This window comes from Brevundimonas sp. TWP2-3-4b2, from assembly GCF_049897345.1.
In the GTDB taxonomy this organism is placed as follows: domain Bacteria; phylum Pseudomonadota; class Alphaproteobacteria; order Caulobacterales; family Caulobacteraceae; genus Brevundimonas.
Map to the genome: position 1 here is coordinate 161,336 of NZ_JAFCWB010000003.1, position 19,832 is coordinate 181,167.

General features: G+C 66.5%; 20 protein-coding genes. 11 read left to right on the forward strand and 9 right to left on the reverse strand.

The genetic code is table 11. From position 1 onward, the window contains the following. Positions 1-2: 2 nt before the first annotated feature. Together trpE and ACP7AS_RS07810 are read right to left on the reverse strand one after the other, a co-directional pair. Complete coding sequence (trpE, locus tag ACP7AS_RS07805) at positions 3-1,517, reverse strand: anthranilate synthase component I (RefSeq protein WP_426028304.1); 1,515 nt, start codon at positions 1,515-1,517, stop codon at positions 3-5. Then, positions 1,514-3,460, reverse strand: a complete 1,947-nt coding sequence (locus ACP7AS_RS07810) for a peptidyl-prolyl cis-trans isomerase (RefSeq protein WP_426028305.1) — start codon at positions 3,458-3,460, stop codon at positions 1,514-1,516. Before ACP7AS_RS07810 ends, trpE begins: the two co-directional genes overlap by 4 nt. A 134-nt stretch (positions 3,461-3,594) precedes the next feature. On the opposite strand from ACP7AS_RS07810, the gene tpiA reads away from it, so the two are divergent. The 3 genes from tpiA (at position 3,595) to ACP7AS_RS07825 (ending at position 6,622) form a co-directional block, all read left to right on the forward strand. Then, a complete protein-coding gene (gene tpiA, locus ACP7AS_RS07815) occupies positions 3,595-4,344 on the forward strand; it encodes a triose-phosphate isomerase (protein ID WP_426028306.1) in 750 nt (249 codons plus the stop codon). Positions 4,345-4,463: 119 nt separating this feature from the next. Beyond that, complete coding sequence (gene secG, locus ACP7AS_RS07820; RefSeq protein WP_426028307.1) at positions 4,464-4,880, forward strand: preprotein translocase subunit SecG; 417 nt, start codon at positions 4,464-4,466, stop codon at positions 4,878-4,880. Between the two features lie 89 nt (positions 4,881-4,969). Next, positions 4,970-6,622 carry a CTP synthase gene (locus ACP7AS_RS07825; protein WP_426028308.1) on the forward strand — a complete coding sequence of 551 codons (1,653 nt, stop codon included), beginning with the start codon at positions 4,970-4,972 and terminating at the stop codon, positions 6,620-6,622. On the opposite strand, the gene ACP7AS_RS07830 is transcribed toward ACP7AS_RS07825, so the two are convergent. After that, on the reverse strand, positions 6,604-6,828 hold the full coding sequence (locus ACP7AS_RS07830) for a hypothetical protein (protein ID WP_426028309.1): 225 nt from the start codon (positions 6,826-6,828) through the stop codon (positions 6,604-6,606). The two genes, ACP7AS_RS07825 and ACP7AS_RS07830, sit on opposite strands and share 19 nt — an antisense overlap. A 128-nt stretch (positions 6,829-6,956) precedes the next feature. On the opposite strand from ACP7AS_RS07830, the gene ACP7AS_RS07835 reads away from it, so the two are divergent. Together ACP7AS_RS07835 and thrC are read left to right on the forward strand one after the other, a co-directional pair. Beyond that, the gene (locus ACP7AS_RS07835) at positions 6,957-7,658 is read left to right on the forward strand and encodes a VIT1/CCC1 transporter family protein (RefSeq protein ID WP_426028310.1); all 702 of its coding nucleotides are present in this window, start codon (positions 6,957-6,959) and stop codon (positions 7,656-7,658) included. Between the two features lie 213 nt (positions 7,659-7,871). Further along, on the forward strand, positions 7,872-9,257 hold the full coding sequence (thrC, locus tag ACP7AS_RS07840; protein ID WP_426028311.1) for a threonine synthase: 1,386 nt from the start codon (positions 7,872-7,874) through the stop codon (positions 9,255-9,257). 1 nt (position 9,258) lies between these two features. Here thrC and ACP7AS_RS07845 read toward each other — a convergent pair whose 3' ends face one another. The 6 genes from ACP7AS_RS07845 to ACP7AS_RS07870 form a co-directional block, all read right to left on the reverse strand. Then, positions 9,259-10,206 (reverse strand): homoserine kinase, encoded by a 948-nt coding sequence (locus ACP7AS_RS07845; protein ID WP_426028312.1) that lies wholly within the window; start codon positions 10,204-10,206, stop codon positions 9,259-9,261. Position 10,207: 1 nt separating this feature from the next. Further along, on the reverse strand, positions 10,208-11,956 hold the full coding sequence (locus tag ACP7AS_RS07850; RefSeq protein WP_426028313.1) for a homoserine dehydrogenase: 1,749 nt from the start codon (positions 11,954-11,956) through the stop codon (positions 10,208-10,210). Positions 11,957-12,063: 107 nt separating this feature from the next. Further along, complete coding sequence (locus ACP7AS_RS07855) at positions 12,064-12,192, reverse strand: hypothetical protein (protein ID WP_426028314.1); 129 nt, start codon at positions 12,190-12,192, stop codon at positions 12,064-12,066. A 245-nt stretch (positions 12,193-12,437) separates the two neighbouring features. Beyond that, positions 12,438-13,601, reverse strand: coding sequence for a glutathionylspermidine synthase family protein (locus tag ACP7AS_RS07860; RefSeq protein WP_426028315.1), 1,164 nt, complete (start codon positions 13,599-13,601; stop codon positions 12,438-12,440). A gap of 6 nt (positions 13,602-13,607) precedes the next feature. Continuing rightward, positions 13,608-14,351: a PspA/IM30 family protein gene (locus ACP7AS_RS07865; protein ID WP_426028316.1), complete on the reverse strand. Its 744-nt coding sequence runs from the start codon at positions 14,349-14,351 to the stop codon at positions 13,608-13,610. A 16-nt stretch (positions 14,352-14,367) separates the two neighbouring features. Then, positions 14,368-14,967 (reverse strand): YjfI family protein, encoded by a 600-nt coding sequence (locus ACP7AS_RS07870; RefSeq protein ID WP_426028317.1) that lies wholly within the window; start codon positions 14,965-14,967, stop codon positions 14,368-14,370. Between the two features lie 131 nt (positions 14,968-15,098). On the opposite strand from ACP7AS_RS07870, the gene ACP7AS_RS07875 reads away from it, so the two are divergent. The 6 genes from ACP7AS_RS07875 to ACP7AS_RS07900 all read left to right on the forward strand — a co-directional run bounded on the left by ACP7AS_RS07875 (position 15,099) and on the right by ACP7AS_RS07900 (position 19,601). After that, positions 15,099-16,190 carry a potassium channel family protein gene (locus tag ACP7AS_RS07875; protein WP_426028318.1) on the forward strand — a complete coding sequence of 364 codons (1,092 nt, stop codon included), beginning with the start codon at positions 15,099-15,101 and terminating at the stop codon, positions 16,188-16,190. A 10-nt stretch (positions 16,191-16,200) separates the two neighbouring features. Further along, a complete protein-coding gene (locus ACP7AS_RS07880; protein WP_426028319.1) occupies positions 16,201-16,848 on the forward strand; it encodes a YjfK family protein in 648 nt (215 codons plus the stop codon). A 19-nt stretch (positions 16,849-16,867) separates the two neighbouring features. Continuing rightward, on the forward strand, positions 16,868-17,281 hold the full coding sequence (locus ACP7AS_RS07885) for a DUF350 domain-containing protein (protein WP_426028320.1): 414 nt from the start codon (positions 16,868-16,870) through the stop codon (positions 17,279-17,281). 8 nt (positions 17,282-17,289) lie between these two features. Beyond that, positions 17,290-17,907 (forward strand): DUF1190 domain-containing protein, encoded by a 618-nt coding sequence (locus ACP7AS_RS07890; RefSeq protein WP_426028321.1) that lies wholly within the window; start codon positions 17,290-17,292, stop codon positions 17,905-17,907. A 164-nt stretch (positions 17,908-18,071) separates the two neighbouring features. After that, on the forward strand, positions 18,072-18,260 hold the full coding sequence (locus ACP7AS_RS07895; protein WP_426028322.1) for a hypothetical protein: 189 nt from the start codon (positions 18,072-18,074) through the stop codon (positions 18,258-18,260). Between the two features lie 213 nt (positions 18,261-18,473). After that, a complete protein-coding gene (locus ACP7AS_RS07900) occupies positions 18,474-19,601 on the forward strand; it encodes an NADH oxidase (RefSeq protein WP_426028323.1) in 1,128 nt (375 codons plus the stop codon). Positions 19,602-19,832: the final 231 nt, after the last annotated feature.

A 19,832-nucleotide genomic window follows, 5' to 3' on the forward strand; every position in this document is an offset into this window, starting at 1 on the left:
GGCTAGCGGTTGCCGAAAGGATAGCGCCAGGCGTCCTCCGCGGCCCGCATGGGGGCCCGGGCCTTGGCCTGTGTCTCGGCATACTCGGCCGCCGGATCGCTGTCGGCGACGACGCCCGCTCCGGCCTGGACGTGGATCTTGCCGTCGGCGAACAGGGCTGTGCGCAGGACGATACAGATGTCGGCCTCGCCTCCCGCCGAGATATAGCCGACGCCGCCTCCGTAGCCGACGCCACGCTTGGTCGTCTCCAGTTCGTCGATGATCTCCATCGCCCGCACCTTGGGCGCGCCCGAAAGGGTGCCGGCGGGCAAGGCGGCCAACAAGGTGTCGACGGCGTCCAGCTTCGGATCGGCGTTACCCTGCACTTCCGAGACGATGTGCATGACCGAGCTGTAGCGTTCGATGCGGAAGCTCTCGATCACCTCGACCGTGCCGGGCGCGGCGACGCGGCCCACGTCGTTGCGACCCAGGTCCAGCAGCATCAGATGCTCGGCCCGTTCCTTGGGGTCAGCCAGAAGCTCAGCCTCAAGCGCGCGGTCGGCCTCGGGCGTGTCACCGCGTGGGCGGGTGCCGGCCAGGGGGCGGATGGTGACGCGACCGTCCTTGAGCCGGACCAGAATTTCCGGGCTCGAACCGGCCAGCTGGAAGTCGCCGAAGTCGAGGAAGAACAGATAGGGCGAAGGATTCGACCGGCGAAGGGAGCGGTAGAAGGCGAAGGGATCGGCGGTCCAGGGCGCGGCGAAACGATGGCTGAGCACCACCTGGAAGATGTCGCCGGCACCGATATAGTCCTTGGCCCGGGCCACGAGCGCGCTGAAGGCGGGGGCATCGACCGGAGAGGCGAAAGCAGGTGCCGGGGCCTCGATCGCCACGGGCAGGGCCGGCAGGGGGGCGCGGAGTTCGGCCTCGAACGCATCGAGTCGGGCGACGGCGGCGGCGAAGGCAGCCCCGGCGCTCGCGCCGCTGTCGGGATAGCTTGCCGAGACCAGCACGATCTCATGCCGGACGGAATCGAAGATGGCGACGAGGGCCGGTCGGGTCAGCACGGCGTCCGGCAGATCGAGCGGGTCGGGGTTGGGCGCGCCGAGGGGTTCGAGCAGGCGAACCATGTCGTAGCCGAAGACACCGAACAGGCCTGCGGCCATCGGCGGCAGGCCATCGGGCAGTTCGAAGCGAGAGGCCGCCATCAGCCGGCGCAGCGAAGCCAGGGGGTCGCCGGCTTCTGCCGAATACCGGTCCGCAGCGATCGCCGGACCGCGCGCCAGGTCCGCGCGGCCGTCCCGGCAGCGCCAGACGACGTCCGGCTCTCGCGTGATGATCGAATAGCGCCCGTTGACAGCGCCGCCCTCGACCGATTCCAGCAGGAAGGCGTGGGTTCGACCGTGGCCGACCTTCAGAAACGCCGAGACGGGAGTCTCGAGGTCGTCCACCAGCCGGCGGACGACGACGCGCGGGAGGCCGGCGGCCCACCCGCGCTGGAAGTCGTCGAACGCTGCGGCGTCGCTGCTTCCGGTCATTGACCCGGCGCGGGCGCCGGACGGCCGGGTGTCGCCGCGCCCGGAGTGGCCGCGGGCGCTTCGGCCGGCAAACCAAGCGCAGCGCGGGCCAGGGCTTCGTCGTAGCGGGCCTTGGAGCCGGACGCCGCGGCTTTCAGAGCCATTTCGCCGACGGCGTTGACGTTGTCGCTGGCCATGCGCTGGCGGAACTCGTTGGCGACCGGAGCTGCCAGGACAGAGGGAGCGGCGATAATCCGGTCGGTGCGGCCAATCACGAAGGTGTCGGCGGTGTTCTGCTGCGAGAACATTTCGCCGCGGCCGCTGCTGAACACGCCCTGGACGACCCCCTGGCCCCGCGCCTGTGCGGCTTGTCGGGTCAGCCCGGTCGCGGTCTGGATCGTGGCACCAGCCGATGCGGCCACGGCGGCGATGTCTTCGCCGCCACGCACGCGAGCAGCGAGGGCATTGGCGCGGGTCGTCAGCAGGCGGACGTTTTCACGCAGAATCCATTGCTGGGCCAGCGGACCGCGGATGCCCTCGAGCGGCGGCAGGGCGGCGGGGATGACCTCGTCGACGCGAACCACGAAATACTGGCCCTGGCCCATGTCGATGACTTCGCTTTCGGCCCCCTTGCCCAGTGTGGCCATGGCCTGAACCAGTTGGGGCGGCAGGGCGGGGTTGATGGGCTGGCCGTTGCGCAGATTTCCGTCCTCGCGGATGGCCGGAACCTGGATGATGCGGGCCCCGATCTCGCGCACGGCGACGTCCAGCGTCTTGCCGTCCTGACGCGCCTTCTCATAGGCCTCGACCCGGTTGTAGACGGCGGCGCGGGCATCTTCGGCGCGAAGCTCCTGAATAACCTGCTCGCGCACGTCGGTGAGCGTCGCAGCGCGACCGGGCGTGATCGCCGTAACCCTGGCGACGACGAAGCCGACGCTGGCCTGGACCGGGGCGGATACCTCGTTCGCGGCCAGTCCGAACACGGCGGCGGCGATGGCGGGGTCGCCCAGCGCGCTGCGCGGCGTGTCCGCATAGTCGGCGGGCTGGATGTTGTTGGCACCGGCCACTGCGGCCGGGGTCTGTCCGGCGCGCAGGGCGGCCGCGATACGGTCGGCGGCCGCTCGGTTCGGGGCGGTCAGCGTCACGAAGGTACGCTTCTCGGGCAGCGACAGGGCGTCACGGCGGAAGTTGAACCGCTCCTCGATGCGGGCATCCGTGATGGGTGTCGAGGCGGCGGCCTGGTCATCGAACAGCACTACCGAGGCCGTGCGCGCCTCGGGCAGACGCAGCTGGGTGGCGTTCTGGTTCATGAAGGTGGTCAGCTGGGCGTCGGTCGGGGCAGGGGCCGTGCCGGCCATGGCCTGGGTGACGGTGAACCAGCGACCGTCGCGTGTTTCCAGCGCCTGGCTGGCGAGTATGGCACCATAGATGCGGGGCAGGCGCATGCCGGCGCCGAGGGCGACACCGAAATGCTGGGTCGAATACTGGTCCCGAAGCTGCTCCTCGAACATCTCGGGCGTGGCGTTGCTTTCCGCCAAACGAGCCCGGTACTGGTTCTCGTCGAACTTGCCGGTGACTGAATCGAAGAAGCCCGGTGCCTGGCGAATCTGCCGCAGAACCAGTTCCTTGCCGGGCCGGATGCCGGACTGCCAGGCCCAGTTCAGGAAACCGAGCTGCTGGGACTTCTGCTGCAGGTACTGGACCAGGCCGCCCTGGCCGATCAGCTCCTCGAAGGTCAGCGCGCGCCCGGCCTGCTCCTGGGACTGCTGGAGGATACGGTCCATCTCGGACCGGAACTCGGTCTGGCTGAGGCTGCGCTCTCCGGCGCTGACCACGTGTTTGGGGCCCATATTGCCGAGAATGTCGAGTTGGGTGCCGCCGGTGACGAGCAGTCCCATCGCGAGAACGACGAGCAGCCCTATGGCCCATTTTGACTTGGCGAAGGTGCGGAACGCTTTGAGCATGGTCGGTCCTGGCGGATCAGCAGCGAGAGTGTCGCTTGGCCTATAGGGTGTCAGCGACCCGCACGGCAAGACGATGGCACCCTCTCGAATCCGGATGGCTTGGCTTGTACGAGCCTGCCGCATAGAAGGCGGCCATGAAACAACCCGTGAAACTGATCGCCGGCAACTGGAAAATGAACGGTCTCGGCGCAAGTCTGGCCGAGGTCGAAGCCCTTTGCGCCGCGCTGCAAAGCCAGCCGGCGGCCTGCCGCGTGGCCCTTTGTCCGCCGTCTACTCTGGTAGAGCGCATGGCGCGCACGACGGCTGGAAGTCCGATCGAGATTGGTGGGCAGGACTGCCGGGCCGAAACCCATGGGGCCTTCACCGGCGATATCTCCGCCGCGATGCTAAAGGACGCTGGCGCGATCCTGGTCATCCTCGGGCATTCCGAGCGGCGTCAGGGTTACGGCGAAAGCGATCTGCTGGTCTCGGCGAAGGCCGAGGCGGCGTTCGCGGCCGGATTGGCACCCATAGTCTGTGTCGGCGAGACGCTGGAACAGCGCGAAGCGGGTCGCGCGGTCGAGATTGTGCGGTCGCAGGTCATGGCTTCGCTTCCGCTGGCGATTGCCGGGCGGGCGTTCGCCGTCGCCTATGAACCGGTCTGGGCCATCGGGACGGGGCTGACGCCGACCCTGGAGCAGATCGAGGAGGTCCACCGGGCTGTGCGGGCCGCCATGATCGAACGGCTGGGCCTGGGGATCGCGGCGACGCCGATCCTCTACGGAGGCTCGGTCAAGCCGGATAATGCCGCGGAAATTCTGGCCGTCCCGGAAGTCGGCGGAGCGCTTGTCGGAGGGGCGTCGCTCAAGGCCCCGGATTTCTTGGGTATCATCCGGGGCGCGTAACCGACAGGCCCTGTCGGGCCGGGAGGTCCGCAGGGGAAAGCGTGTTTGCGCCTGTCCATCATCAATGTTAGACGCCGCCGCTTGATCGGCGCGGTGTCGCGCCACACATATCGGCTGCCATGCTCCAGACCATTCTCCTCGTTGTCATGATCCTCATTTCGGTTGCGCTTGCCGGCGTGATCCTGATTCAGCGCTCCGAAGGCGGCGCGCTGGGCATGGGCGGAGGTCCGTCGGGCTTCATGACGGCACGCGGCGCGGGCAATCTGCTGACCAAGACGACGTGGGTCCTGTCGGTCCTGTTCTTCCTGTGCGCGATCGGACTGACCATTCTGGGCAACGTCGAACGCTCGAACCGATCGATCGTGGATGCTGATGCCATCGGCGAACTGATCACGCCGACGACGCCCCAGACCGCGCCTTCGCAGGCTCCGGCCGGCCCGGAACGCCCGGCCGCCCCGTCTCTGCAGGATCTGGAAACCAGCCTGTCCGGAACGGCGCCCGCGCCTGCTCCGGTCCAGCCGGCCCCCGCCCAGTAAGGATGAGCGGGGACCTTATCCCCGCCTTCCGCTCCCGCCCTCAAAGTCTCCAGTCTGCTGCCCCCGAATCGGCGGTAAGGTAATCTCCCATGGCCCGTTACGTGTTCATCACCGGCGGCGTGGTTTCCTCATTGGGAAAAGGCCTCGCCTCAGCCGCTCTCGGCGCGCTTCTGCAAGCGCGCGGCTACAAGGTTCGGCTGCGCAAGCTTGACCCCTATCTGAACGTCGATCCGGGCACGATGAGCCCGTATCAGCATGGCGAGGTCTTCGTCACGGATGACGGGGCCGAGACCGACCTCGACCTCGGCCACTACGAGCGCTTCACCGGTGTGTCGGCCGCGAAGTCCGACAACATCACGACGGGCCGCATCTATTCGACCATCATCGAGAAGGAGCGGCGCGGCGACTATCTGGGAGCGACCGTGCAGGTCATCCCGCACGTCACCGACCAGATCAAATCGTTCTGCCTGACGCCCGCCCTGACCGACGACGGCGAGGACGTGGACTTCGTGCTGGTCGAGATCGGCGGCACGGTCGGCGACATCGAGGGCCTGCCGTTCTTTGAGGCGATCCGCCAGCTGGGCCAGGACCTGCCGCGCGGCCAGAGTTGCTTCGTGCACCTGACCCTGCTGCCGTTCATCAAGACCGCCGGCGAGATGAAGACCAAGCCGACCCAGCATTCGGTGAAGGAGCTGCGCTCGATCGGCATCCAGCCCGACATCCTGCTTTGCCGCTGCGAATTCCCGATCCCGCCCGAGGAAAAGCGCAAGATCGGCCTGTTCTGCAATGTGCGCCAGAGCGGCGTCATCCAGGCGATGGATTCCAACGACATCTATGCGGTGCCGCTGGACTATCACCGCGAGGGGCTGGACGCCGAGGTCCTGGCGCATTTCGGCATCGGGGATGCGCCCGAGCCCGATCTGACGATGTGGGAAGAGATCGCCCGCCGCCGCCTGCATCCGGACGGTGAGGTCACTGTGGCCGTGGTCGGCAAATACACGGTCCTCAAGGATGCCTACAAATCCCTGATCGAGGCGCTGCACCACGGCGGCGTGGCCAACAACGTCAAGGTCAACATCGACTGGGTCGAGGCCGAGACCTTCGAGGGCGACCGCGAGGCGTGCGACGCGCGACTTCAGGAAGCGCACGCCATTCTGGTGCCCGGTGGCTTCGGCGAGCGTGGCTCGGAAGGCAAGATCGAGGCGGCCCGCTTCGCCCGTGAGCGGAAGATCCCCTATTTCGGCATCTGTTTCGGCATGCAGATGGCGGTGATCGAGGCGGCCCGGAACCTGGCCGGTTATCCCAAGGCGTCATCGACGGAGTTCGGCCCGACGACCGAGCCGGTCGTCGGCCTGATGACCGAATGGACCCAGGGCAATCAGCGTGTCCTGCGTCAGCAGGGCGGCGACATGGGGGGCACCATGCGCTTGGGGGCCTATGACTCGACGCTGAAGCCCGGATCGAGGATCGCGCGGATGTACGGTTCGACGACGATCAGCGAGCGCCATCGGCATCGCTATGAGGTCAACATCAACTACCGCGATGCGATCGAGCAAAAGGGCGGCCTGACCTTCGCCGGCCTGTCGCCCGACGGCGTCCTGCCCGAGACGGTCGAGCGCGAGGATCATCCGTGGTTCATCGGCGTCCAGTATCACCCCGAACTGAAGAGCCGGCCATTCGCGCCTCATCCCCTGTTTGCGGGCTTCATCGAAGCGGCGCTGGTTCAGAGCCGTCTGGTCTGAACTTCGGCGGGCGGGTTCCGGCGTTCCGCATGGACTTGATTTTTTGCCCGGCATTTCAGCGGTTCGAACATTTCCGTCTCATCCGGTGTGAACGCCTTTTCAGGAACGCGGATCGCCAGTTGTCTGCTCTGTGAGTGTCGCTTCGGCTCTGTCAGGCCGTCCGGCGGGCGTGGAAAACCGCGATCAAAAAGGGCGACGATGCCCATGGCGGTGGAGCCGGCCCGGGATTGTCCATCGTATCGCGCATCATGGAGGCGCATGGTGGGCGGATCGAGAGCCGGCTGGACCCGTCAGAACTGATCCTCGGCTTTCCCTCCCCGTCAGAGGACCGAGCATGAGCCGACTTGAGCGCCACCCCGAACAACACCTCGTCGCTCGCATCGGCTGGCTTCGAGCCGCCGTGCTCGGAGCCAACGACGGCCTGGTCTCGACGGCAAGCCTGATCGTGGGCGTCGCTGCGGCCCAGACAAGCAAGACGGGGATTCTCGTCGCCGGCGTGGCGGGCCTTGTCGCGGGTGCCATGTCGATGGCGGCCGGGGAGTATGTATCCGTCAGTTCGCAGTCCGATACCGAGAACGCGGATCTGGCGCGTGAAAGAGCCGAACTGCAAGCGGATCCGGAGGCCGAAACCCGTGAACTGGCCGCCATCTACCGCAGTCGGGGCGTCGATCCGACACTGTCACTGGAGGTGGCCAGACAGCTGATGGTCCATGACGCCCTCGGGGCCCATTCCCGGGACGAACTTGGTATTTCCGAGCATACTATCGCGCGGCCTATCCAGGCGGCTCTGACATCGGCGGCGACCTTTTCGGTCGGGGCGGTTCTGCCGCTTGCGGTGGTGCTGGTCGCGCCCGGCTCGTATCTGGTGGCGCTGGTCTCCGGGTCTGCACTTGTCGGTCTGGCCCTGCTGGGGGGACTCGGCGCGAAGGCGGGGGGTGCCGGGCTCATCAAGGCGGTTCTGCGGGTCACCTTCTGGGGGGCCGCGGCCATGGGCCTGACCGCCGCGATCGGCCGTATTTTCGGGACCGTGATCTAGGCCGGGAGACGGGCGGAATTCCCACCTTCATATCCGGCCTTGAGGCCCCTCGCTGGCCGCGCCGTTTCGAGCCCGTCTGCCGGCCGACGACTCCGCTGTCGTTTGACCGTCACCCCGTGCGGCCGACACACGGGCCGATTATCGGAAGCGGTTGCATCGTGCGGGCGACGGCGGTCAAATGTCGATGGCCACGTAAGGCCTGTTGGAATGCTGATGGCTGCGTCGCCCTTCCCCGCCTACATCAGTACGCGCGGGTCCTCTCCGGACGTTGATTTCACCGCCGCCCTGCTGGCCGGCGTGGCCCCCGATGGTGGACTCTATGTGCCGACGGCCTGGCCGGACCTGAGGGGGACCTCGGCGGTGCACGGCGGGAGCGCCGCGCTGGCGACAGCGGTTCTGGCACCCTTTGTGGGGACCGCCTTGCCGCCGGAGGTTCTGGAGCGGGCGGCGACCCGGATGGCCGGCCAGTTCCAGCACCCGGAGACCACGCCGCTCGTCGAGTTGGCGCCCGGCATGTTTGTTCTCGAGCTGTTTCATGGCCCCACCGCCGCCTTCAAGGACTACGCCATGCAGATGGTGGCGGTGCTGGCGGAGGCTGCCCTGTCCAGCCGGAGCGAGCGGCTGCTGTTGGTGACCGCGACCAGCGGCGATACGGGCGCAGCCGCGGTAAGGGCCTTTGCCGGCCTGGACCGCGTCGACCTGGTCGTGCTGCATCCGCTGGGGCGGGTTTCTCCGGTGCAGCGACTGCAGATGACCACGACCGGTGCCGCCAATGTGCTGAACCTGGCGGTGCGGGGCGACTTCGATGACTGCCAACGGCTGGTGAAAGGGCTGTTGGCGCATGCCGGTCTGACGCAAGGGCGGCGGGTCAGCTCGGTCAACTCGATCAACTGGGCGCGGCTGGCAGGGCAGATACCCTACTTTGCCAGCGCGGGGCAGTCGCTGGGAAGCGAGGCGGACAGGGCGACCTATGTCGTGCCGACGGGCAATTTCGGGGATGCTTTTGCCGGCTGGGCAGGCCGGAAGATAGGCCTGCCCATGGGCGGTTTGCTGGCTGCGACAAACCGCAACGACGCCTTGGTGCGGGCGCTGGAAACGGGCGTCTACGAACGCACCCAGGCCGTTTCGACCGCCAGTGTCAGCATGGACGTGCAGGCTCCTTCCAATTTCGAGCGACTGGTGTTCGAGGCCTCGGGTCGGGACAGCGGTCTGACCCGGGGCCTGTTCGAGGACTTCGCCCGAAAGGGGCGGGTGACCCTGCCCGGTGACCTCCTGTCGGCGCTGCGACGCGAGGTATCTGCGGTTTCGGTCAGCGAGACGGAAACCACGCAGGAAATCGCGAGGACATACGCGGAGTTCGGGCGCGTTATCTGCCCGCACACGGCCGTAGCGCTCCACGCCGCGCGCCGGCTGGACCGGTCTGCGGGTCCTGTTGTCGCATTGTCGACGGCCCATCCGGCCAAATTTCCCGAGTCGGTCGAGGCGGCCCTTGGGTTCACCCCGGAACGCCCGCAGCAGCTCGAGGGTCTTGAAGGCCGGACCGAGGTGTTCGAGTCCGTTGACCCAACCCTCGAGGCTGTCCTCGCCGCCATCGGTTAGGTCAGGCCGCCGCGCTCTGTCTGGTCCACCAGTCCAGCCGCCTCAGGAAGGGGGCCGGATCCTTCGGTGTCACCATGGCTTTCGGGTCGTGAAAAAGGCGGTCGTGCAGTCTCGTCAGGGTGAAACGCACGGCCGCGACCGCACCGAGTTCGGGCAGGGCGCTCCGTTCGGCGGGGCTCAGGGGGCGGATCGACTCGTAGCCTGACTGGAAGGCCGCAATCGCCTCTGGCAAGGCCGCGCCCTCTGCGTCGAAGCCCCAGGCGGCGAGGGCGATGGCCAGGTCATAGGCGAGGACGTCGGTGCAGGCGAAATAGAAATCGATCAGCCCGCTGGGAGCCCCACCCTCGAACAGGATGTTGTCCGGGAAATAGTCTGCGTGGATCGGCCCGACCGGCAGGGTCGCAGCCTGACCGGGCGCGCGATCGAGAATCCAGGGGACCATGCGGTCGAGCAGGACCTGGTCAGCCGGGCGCGCGCGCGACTGGCAACGGTCGAAGAGGGCGCGACGTGCGCGGGCTCCCATGGGATCCGGACGCGTCAGGGGGAAGTCGGTACCGGCCAGGTGAAGGCGCGCCAGCAAGGCACCGGCCGCGAATTGATCCGACAATGACGGTGAGCGTTTCCATGCCCCCGGCAGCCATTCGAGAATGGCGGCCGGGCGATGGTTGAGGCGGCTGATGACCTCGCCTGATGCGTTCTGCAACGGTCGGGCACAGGGCAGGCCGGCCCTGGCCGCGTGCGCGGTCAAACCGAGGCAAAAGGGGAGGGCCGTCTCATCGGTCCGGCCCTCGAACAGGGTCAGAACGAAGCGGCCGCCGGCGGTATCGATCCGGTAGTTGGTGTTCTCGACTCCCTCGGCGATCGGCGTCAGCGCATGGAGCGCGCCCAGACCAAAGCTTTGAATGAAGGGCTCGGCGTCGGCCTCCACTACCCTGGTGAAAACCGCCACCTCAGCCGACTTCGCGCGCGCTTCGTCGGGCAACGAGATCCGACAGGTCGGCCAGCAGGCTCTCGGCCGTGGCCCAACGCCCCGCACCGCGGCCCCGGCACCTTACAGCTGATCCATCGACGGAAGTGACCTTCAAGGCGTTGCCCTCTCCCTTCAGGTCCGTGAACAGCCGGTCCATGGGACCTGCTTCCAGCCGAACCTCGGCGACCAGCCGTCCGTTGTCCAGATGGCAGCGGCACAACTGTCGCGCACCGGCGTGCGGCAGGAGGGAGGGCGAGAGGACATCGCGGGGTATGTCAGCCAGGTCCGGCATCAGGCCGAAGGCTTCGAAGGCGAGCAGCCGCACCTTGGCTGCAGCGTCGAGGCCTTCAAGGTCGGACGAGGGATCCTCCTCGGCGAAGCCGGCCGCGCGTGCTTCGGCCAGGGCCACGTCAAACGTCGCGCCGGTGCCGAGCCGCTCGAGCATGAAGTTGACGGTGCCGTTCAGGACGGCCTCGAAGGACTGGACAGGCCCCTCGGCCCGGGCCGCCCGCAGGCTTTCGACCATCGGGACGCCGCCGCCGATGGACGCTGACCAGAGCAGTTTCGCGTCGTTGGCCTCAGCCAGCGCAAGCAGTCCGCCGGGATCACGGCTGACGGCCTGCTTGTTGGCACTGGCGACATCGACGCCACCCTGAAGCGCCGTGTGGATCAGGGCGTAACCGGCCTCGGCCTCGGAAAGGGCCTCCAGCAGAATGTCGGGTCCCCGGGCGAGAAGCGCGGACGCGTCCGATACGAGCAGGGGGGCCAGACGATCTGCGGAGATGCCGGGGACTTCCCGGGCCTTGGCCGGATCGCGGACCAGCACGCCCACCACGTGATATCGAGGGTCGTCCAGCAGGCGGGCCAAGGCACCGCCGCCGACCACGCCGCAGCCGGCAACCGCGATCTTCAAGGGGCGTGAACTCCGGACGGGCCGGGGGGGCAGGCTCGCTGCGCCGATGATCGTGCGATGACCGTCGGCATGATTGCGAACCTCCACGCGAAGCTGGCGCCTTGCAGCGAGATCAAGAGCGTCCGGCTGGACCAGGCCGCCGCCCAGTTCCCTGGCCTCGGCCCAGCTGGCCTGATCGTAGCGTCGGGCCTCGGGGTCGACATTGGGGTCGCGGTCGTAGAGCCCGTCCACATCCTTGATCAGCTGGACATGGTCGAGTCCCAGCTCGGCCGCGAGAAACAGGGCCGTCAGGTCTGATCCGCCGCGCCCCATCAGAACCACCCGTCCTTCAGAAGACACAGCACCGAAGCCCGGAACCACCACAACCTCGTGGTGCGCCAGAGCCCGATCGAGGGCGCGACGATCAAGGGCGACCGGGCGCGCATGTTCGACGGGTCCATCTGCCAGAATGCCCAGGTCCGGCACTGACAGTGTCGTGGCGCTCAGGCCGATGCGGTCGCATGCAATGGCCGTAAGGGCGGCTGACCTCTCCTCGCCCTGGACGACATAGGCGGGCAGCAGGGGATTGTCGTGCGCAAGACCGAGGGCCTGAGCCTCGGCCAACAGGCGATCGGTCTCGCCGGCAAAGGCGGAAACAACGGCGACCACACGGCGGCCTCGCCGGACCTGTGCGTAGATATCCGACGCGACCGCGGGGGCGTCCGCAGGTCCGGAAAGGACCGAGCTGCCGAATTTCATCACCACGACAGGCCGGTCAGTCCCGGGGGACGACGAGACAGGAAATGGTTCGGATCGAATGAGGGCCAGGCCTGTCATGTTCGCGATTTCCGGGATGCTGAGGGAGGGAGGAGGGCGGAAACGAAAAACCCCGCCCGGGGGTCCGGGCGGGGTTGGGTTGGGGCGATCCTGAGTTCTGGTGCGCGCTAACCTGTCCCCGCCAAAGTCGTGGTGGTGGTGGTGATCATGGTGGTACCGAGGCACCCGGTGCACAGCGCAACGCCGCCGCGGGAGGCGGTCGTACGGGCGACGAACAGGGTGGCGGAACGGTTCAAGAGCACGGCTCGCGTTTGGAAACTGGGCCGAAGCTGCGGGACGGCGGGCATGCGCGTCAAGTCGTGCCGCAATAATATTGCCGAACGTGTGGGGTTTTGCCCGCTCTGATCAATCTTGTCCTTGTGACTGCGCTCTGGACGACACGGTTTTACCTTGTCTGGACAGGGTCGCGCCCAGCGGCATGTGTCGCGAGGCGACCGGATGGAGCGTTCCGAGGCAGGCGGACGTCGGGACTCCCGGGCCGTCAGGGCCGGATGAAGTGCGGCACGAAGCGCGAGGTGTTGCGGGTGATGCGACCGGGGTCTTCGCGCAGGGCGATACCGGCCGGTTCGTCGCCCACCATCCAGGACCCGACGATCACATGCTGGCCGTCGAACCGTGGCGGGGCATGCAGCGCCTGACGGATGTGGCTGCCCTCGCCATAGCCTGCGTCCAGGCCTTCTTCCCGTGTGCCCCCCTCGACGATCGAGATGTTGGCCCCTTCGCGCGAGAACAGCGGCTTGCGCACATAGGCGTCGCCCAGGGCCGTATGGGCGGGGTCGCTCTCGAACCAGCTCTCCAGCAGGTTGGGGTGCCCGGTGTGCCGTTCCCACAGCAGCGGCAGCAGACCCTTGTTTGACAGCAAGGCTTTCCACGCCGGTTCCAGCACCGTCACCCCGGCGTCGGGCAGGGGCTCGGCATAGTCGTCGCGCAGCATCTGCTCCCAAGGATACAGTTTGAACATCGCCTGGATCAGCCAGTTTTCGTCGTCCACGAACCGTCCGTCGGCATTCAATCCGATCTGGTCGAGGGCGATGAATTTCGGGTCCAGCCCGGCCTGGCGCGCCAGGTCCTCGAGGAACCGGACCGTCTGTCGATCCTCCACGAAATCGGGATCGGACGAGAAATGCACGAAGCCCCCGTCGGGGAATATGGTCCTGAACCGCGTGACCAGTTTCTCATGCAGGCTGTTGAACTGGTCCGCTCCGGCGGGAAGGGTGCCGTCCGCGATCCGGTCCTCCAGCCACAGCCACTGGAACACCGCCGTCTCGAACACGCTGGTGGGGGTGTCGGCATTGTATTCATACAGCTTGGCCGGTCCGCGACCGTCATAGGCGAAGTCAAACCGGCCATACAGCGAGGGCTCGCCCCGCTTCCAGCTGTCGGCGACATAATCCCGCAGACCCTCCGGGATTTCGAGCAGGGCCATCAGACGCTCGGATGTCACCGCCTCGTCCACGAGACCCAGGCACAGCTGATGCAGTTCGGCCGTCGGCGCTTCCAGCCCGCCCTCGATCTCTTCCATCGAGAAGGCATAGGCGGCGCTTTCGTCCCAATAGCGCTCGCCGGAATCGTGGTGCCAGGTGAAGCCGAGGGCCTCGGCCCGCGCCTGCCAGTCCGGGCGCGGGTCCAGGGTGATGCGTTCCATGGCGGCCTACGCCGGGTCCTTGCTGACCGGCACGCTGGTTTCGATCAGGGGCGTCACGACCCGGATCTCCTGCGCCGTCAACCGGGCCAGCACGTCGTCGGCCGAGGCGTGGCCGGGCAGAATGCCGGCCTCTTTCAGCTTCGCGTCCAGATCGGCCCCGGTGCGCTTGTCTTCCAGTTCCTGACCGGCGCGCAGCTTTTCTTCATTGATCGCCTGGCGCTGTTTGATGCGCTGCAGGCTGTCGGCGGCCGAACCGATCCGCGACTGTGCGCCGGCCGATTGCAGGGCCACAGAGGTCTGGGCCTTCTGGACCGAGTCATTGACCTTCACGATGTCGATCTCGCGCCGCAGCGTCTCGATCCTTTGATCCGTGGTGGCGATGGCTGTGCGCAGTCGGGCCTCCGCCGTCTTCATGTTCTCGATCAGCGGACCGCGGTTGCCGATCTCGGTTTCCAGCTCGGCGATCCGGGTCGCGACCTCGCGCGCCAGGTCGGTCTTGCCCTGCCCCAGGGCGGTACGGGCCGAGCTCTCGTATTTGCCGATCTGGTCGCCGAAGCTTTTCATCTCGTTTTCGGCCATGCGGCGACGTGCGACCAGGCCTGCGAGGTCGTCGCGTGCCTTGCCCTGGGCGTTGTCGGCGTCGCGGATTTCCTGATCCAGGATCTTCAAGGCGTTGGCGTCGACCACGGACTGGCCGGCCTCATGGGCGGTGCCGCGGAAGAGGGCGGACAGTTTTGCAAGCATGGACATGGTTCTGTCTCCCGGTTCAGGCGGCTTCAGTGCCGAAGGTGTCGCGCAGGCTGGTGGCGTCGATGGCATTCTCGGCCAGGGTGCGCAACTCGATCAGGACGGTCTGAAGCGTGGTCTTGCAGGACAGCTCTCCCATCAGCTCATAGACGTCCTCGCCGGACACCGAGGTGATGGCGAAATTGGAGAGGGGCACGACGCGCTGGGCCTTCAACAGAAACTCATTGAAGGCGTGACGATCGGCCTGTTCGGCGACGGGCCAGAGCAGCACCGAGACCACAATCTGCGATCCGCCGACGCTGAGATAGATGGGCAGGTCGCCGTACTCGTGCATGGTGGCGAGCAGAACCGGCTCGGCCCCTTCCAGAACGCGAAGGGTCAGCTCACCCTCGCGCACCAGATCCGAGGCGTCGAGGGCTGCCTTGATGCCGGGTACGGTCCAGGCGGTTTCGATGACGGCGTCCATGGGATGTTTCACTCCAGAAGGATCGTTCAAAGGGCTGCGGCGCGAGCGCCGGACGAGAACAGGCCCGCGGGTCGACTCCGTGACGATGGCGTGGACCGCCGCCTTCACATCGTCTTTCGCGGCGTCGGGAATCCAGAACTCTACCTTGACCATGCCCGCCTCACGCCGGGCCTTGCGCCAAGCACGTATACGATCATTCGCCGACGGCAAGGGGTTTGAGGCTGGATTACGCATGTTTCATGTAACGCGTAACAGGAACGGTTGACATCGGCTAGGGGTCTGCGATGACTTCTCGTCATCCGGGTATAACCTCCGATGCTTTGCGAGCCTATATGCTGTTGCAGCGTTTGAAACTGGCGCGCCTGTTCGACCGGGCGTTCCACGCCATGGCTGACCTGCACTGGACGGTGTTGTTTGCACTGATCCTGGCGCATGCCGTCCTGACCTGGATCCTGCTGGCACTTGCGGGCGAAGCCAAGCTGCACGGCGCGGCGACCTTCTTCTACTGGTATGCGACCACCGCCTACACTGTCGGCTACGGAGACCTCAGCCCCCAGACCGATGCCGGTCGGTTGATCACCGCCCTGTGGGTTTTTCCCGGTGCCATCGCTGCCTTCACCACCATCGTCGCCAAGGTCCTGGCCGCCATCGGCGAGGTCTGGCGCGTCCGCCGTTCCGGCAAGGGAGACTATTCCAGAATGACCGCCTCGATCGTCCTGATCGGCTACCACGCCGCCCGTACCCCGAAGATGATCGACGAACTGTGTGCTGATCTGTCGCCGGATCAGACGCTCGTGCTGCTGACCCGCCAGACGCTCACCGATCTCGATGCGCGACTCCGCTACGTCCAGTCGGAGAGCCTGACCTCCACCGCCGCCATGGTCCGTGCCGGCGTGCCGACCGCCAGCCGTGTGCTGATTTTCACCGACTCCGATTCGGACACCCTGTCGGCGACCCTGGCGGCGACGGCCCTGGCACCCGCGATCGCCCATGTGGTGTGCTATTTCGAGGATGAGGATCACGCCCGGCTGATCGACCAGCACTGCCCGGAGGTCGAGGTCATCCTCGCCGCCGGTCCGCAACTGGTGGCCCGGGCCTGCAAGGACCCCGGTGCCAGCCAGGTCATCAGCGCCCTGACCAGCCATCTCGATGAAGGTGCAACCCTGTTCAGCCTCGCCTGGCCCGATCGTCCGCCACGCCCGTTCGTCGATCTGGCCAGGGCCCTGCTGGATCGCGGCGCGACGCTTCTGGCGATTCAGCCCGGTCGTGACAGCTCTCCCACCTTCAACCCGGCCGCCGATCGGGCGGTTGGACCGGGCGATCGCCTGTTCTATGTCGCTGCCAAAAGGGTCGATGTCGCGACCCTGACGGTCTAGGACATCAAACATGTTCAAGCGTCTGTTCGGTTCCGACGACAAGGCCACCCCGGCACCGGGGCTGGCCCAGGTCCGCAACATCACGGTCGGCCGCACTGTGTCTCTGGACCCGCTGGCCTGGCGGCGTCTGGGCGACGAGACCCGGTTCGCCCTCGATCGCGACGCGCTGGAGATTACAGCCCAGGGGGTCATCACCCTGGACGGCGGACAATTCGTCCATCGCTTCTATACCGACGACCACGTGATGCTGCAGGCCATGAGTGACGACGCCGCGGGGCAGGGGGCCTATGACTTCACCCTGTTCATGCCCTGGTCCTCGGCCTACCCGCCCGGCGAGCGGGAGCGCCGCCTGTGGTCAGACCGCCTGTCAGAGCCTGTGTTTGAGGGCGGTCCCGAAGATCTCCCCGCCTATCCACGGCTGTGGTTCGCCGAAAGTGATGCGCGCCAGCCCCCGGTCACCCTTTGGGAGACTGTCTATGACGATCGTGCCGCGACGACGCCCTATGCGCGAATCTTCCAGACCTGCATGCTGTACGCGCGCGATCTGGCCGGAGGCCGCGAGCTGATGCTGGCGCTGGAGATGCAGCCGGACGAGGGCGAGACGACGCACGAAATCATGATCGGCATTCCACTGGAAATGGCCGAGTTCCGCGCCTGACGCATCAAGGGGAGATCACATGTTCGACTGGTTCGCATTCCAGACAGGGGCCACGGCCTTCATCATCGCCTTCGTGGCGGCGGTATTGTTCTTCGTCGCCTTCAAATTCGTCTACCAGCTGGTCACGCCGTATCACGAGCGGACCCTGATCCGTGAGGGCAACTCGGCCGCCGCCATCGGCCTGGGCGGCGCGCTGATCGGGTATGTCCTGCCTCTGGCGTCGGCCCTGTCGCATACCGTCAGCCTGCCCGAGTTCGCCGCCTGGGCCCTGCTGGCCGGCGTGATCCAGATCGTCTCGTTTATCGTCGTCAGTCGTCTGGTCTATCGCGCCCTTGCCGCGCGGATCGAAGCCGGCGAAGTCGCGGCGGGTATCTATCTGGCCTCGATTTCCATCGGCGTGGGCTTGCTCAACGCCGCCTGCATGACGGCGTGAGGCGCACCATGAGCGAAGATATCCTGCCTCCGACCACCACGATGCGTGGTCTGAAACGGTCCCGGTCGCTGCAACTGACCAGTCTGATGGCCACGGTCGGCTTCTCGATGTCGGCCTGCGGTCCGTCGCCCTCTGCCGTGCCGGTCGCGCCGCCCGAACCGACCCCGGCCTATACCTCGATCGACGAGTGCAAGGCGGCCAACGACGTGTCCGACACCGAATGTGACACGGCCTATGCGGCGGCCCAGTCCGAGGCGGAACGCTCGGCACCCCGCTACGCCACGCGCGCAGAGTGCGAGGGCCAATGGGGTCCCGAACAGTGCCGGTCGTTGAACACGGGCGGCGGCTCCTTCTTCGGCCCGCTGGCGACCGGCTTCATTATCGGCCAACTGCTGAACGGCGGCGGCTACCGCGGCGGTGGTCCCCTGTATCGTGATCGTGACGGTCAGTATTCGAACGGCTACGGCGGCGGTTACCTTTCGCGCGACTATCGCACCGGCCGCAACGTTGCCAACGCCCGTGACCACACGCCCGCGGCGCGACAGGCACCCACACGGGTCCAGAGCCGGACGACGGTCGTTTCTCGCGGCGGCTTCGGTGGCGGAGGGCGAGGCTACGGCGGCTAGCGCGTTGTTGGACCCGGGGAGCTGTTACACAGGCGAAGGACGCCGGTCGTCCGCGCTGGCAAAACATCTGCGCTGTCTCATGGAAATAGGGTACGACGGCCGGACGGCACCGCAGTCCCGGACCGACGACGACTGCAGAGACCCAACCAAGAGATATTGAGCAGATGACCGACGCCGCCCGAACGGAAGCCCTTCTGGACATTGTTGACGAGACCCGGGCCGAGAGCCCCGACCAGAGCGAGAAACTGGTCGTGCTCGGCTATGCCGAGCGCAGGGGAAGGAACGGGTTCTGGCCGACGAAGGCAGGATGGAACTTCCTTGGCGACCGGGGCCGGCCGTTCGACATCAAATAGTCTGGATGGCGCAAAGGCCTGGCCCGCATTCGAACGCGCGGTGACCGTTCGGTGACCACAGGCCGGACTCGAACAGGACCGGGCTTTGTAGCCAACGACACTTCGCAGCGCACCGGCCTGTTCGGCTTCTCACGCAGTCCGGGACGGCCGGTTGGCCGTTCAAGTATGGTGGGTGCGAGCAATCCAATTTCGGGCAGGCAAAGGAACAGGGATATGGCTCTGACAGGACGGGAACTCCGGTCTTCGGTTCATGACGACGGGACGTTGAGGCTGATGCTCGAGGACGTCGTCATGGACGTCATGGCACCCGACGAGATCGTGGTCAGGGTCGAGGCCGCCCCGATCAACCCCAGCGACCTTGGCCTGCTGTTGGGGCCGGCGGACGTCGCCTCGGTCCGGACCGAAGGAACTTCGGAGCGCCCCCTGCTGGTGTTCGATATTCCGGCCCCGCGTCGTGCCAGTGTCGCCGCCCGTATCGGGGTCTCGTCGGCAGTCGGAAACGAGGGGGCAGGCACGGTCGTTGCGGCCGGCGAGGACGCCATGGACTGGATCGGGCGTCGCGTCGGCATGGTGGGCGGCGGTATGTATGCCGATCTGCGGAAGATCAGGACGCGCGAGGCTCTCGCGCTTCCGGATGGCGTGACTGTGGCACAGGGCGCGGCTCTGACGGTCAACCCGATGACGGCGCTCGGCTTCGTCGAAACGGCACGGGCCGAGGGCCATACGGCGATCGTTCACACGGCTGCGGCCTCGAGCCTGGGCCAGATGCTTCAGAAAATCTGCGCCAGCGACGGTGTTCCGCTGGTCAACATCGTCCGTTCTGCTGAACAGGTGGACTTGCTTCGGGGCATTGGCGCGGCCCATGTCCTGAACAGTCGCGACCCAGATTTTCGGTCGCAACTGGTCGAGGCGATCAGCGAGACCGGCGCGACCGTGGCCTTTGACGCCATCGGCGGCGGCACCCTTGGCAGCGACATCATGCGCGCCATGGAACGCGGCGCTGTCAGCCGCATGAAGGAGTACAGCCGCTACGGCTCCAACAGCTTCAAGCAGCTCTACACCTATGGTGCGCTTGATCTGTCGCCGATGGTGCTGGACCGCCTAGCCTTCGGTTTCCAGTGGAGCGTATCGGGATGGCTGCTGACCCCCTTCCTGCAGAAGGCGGGAGCGGAAACGGTGGCGCGTCTTCGCAAGCGTGTCTTCGACGAACTGACGACGACCTTTGCCACCCATTACACGCGGACGATCGGTCTGGGCGAGGCGCTCGATCCGCAGTTGCTGCGGGCCTATGAACGCAAGGCGACGGGCGAGAAATATCTGATCAATCCGACGCAAGACTGACCCTGCGGTCAGATACGAAGAGGGGTCAGTGCCGAGGCCTGTGCAGGGCAGACTGTTTTCCGTCGGGTCCTGTTGAGGACCGGCGATCCCTGCCTCGGACCCGGATTTCGATGCTAGCCACACTTCGCCGCGAGCGGTTCATCTCAGGGGAGAGTTGGCTGACAGTCGCTCGGGATTGATGCTAACGTCGTTATGTCGAACCGTCTCTCTCGGGTCGACGGGGGGAGGCGA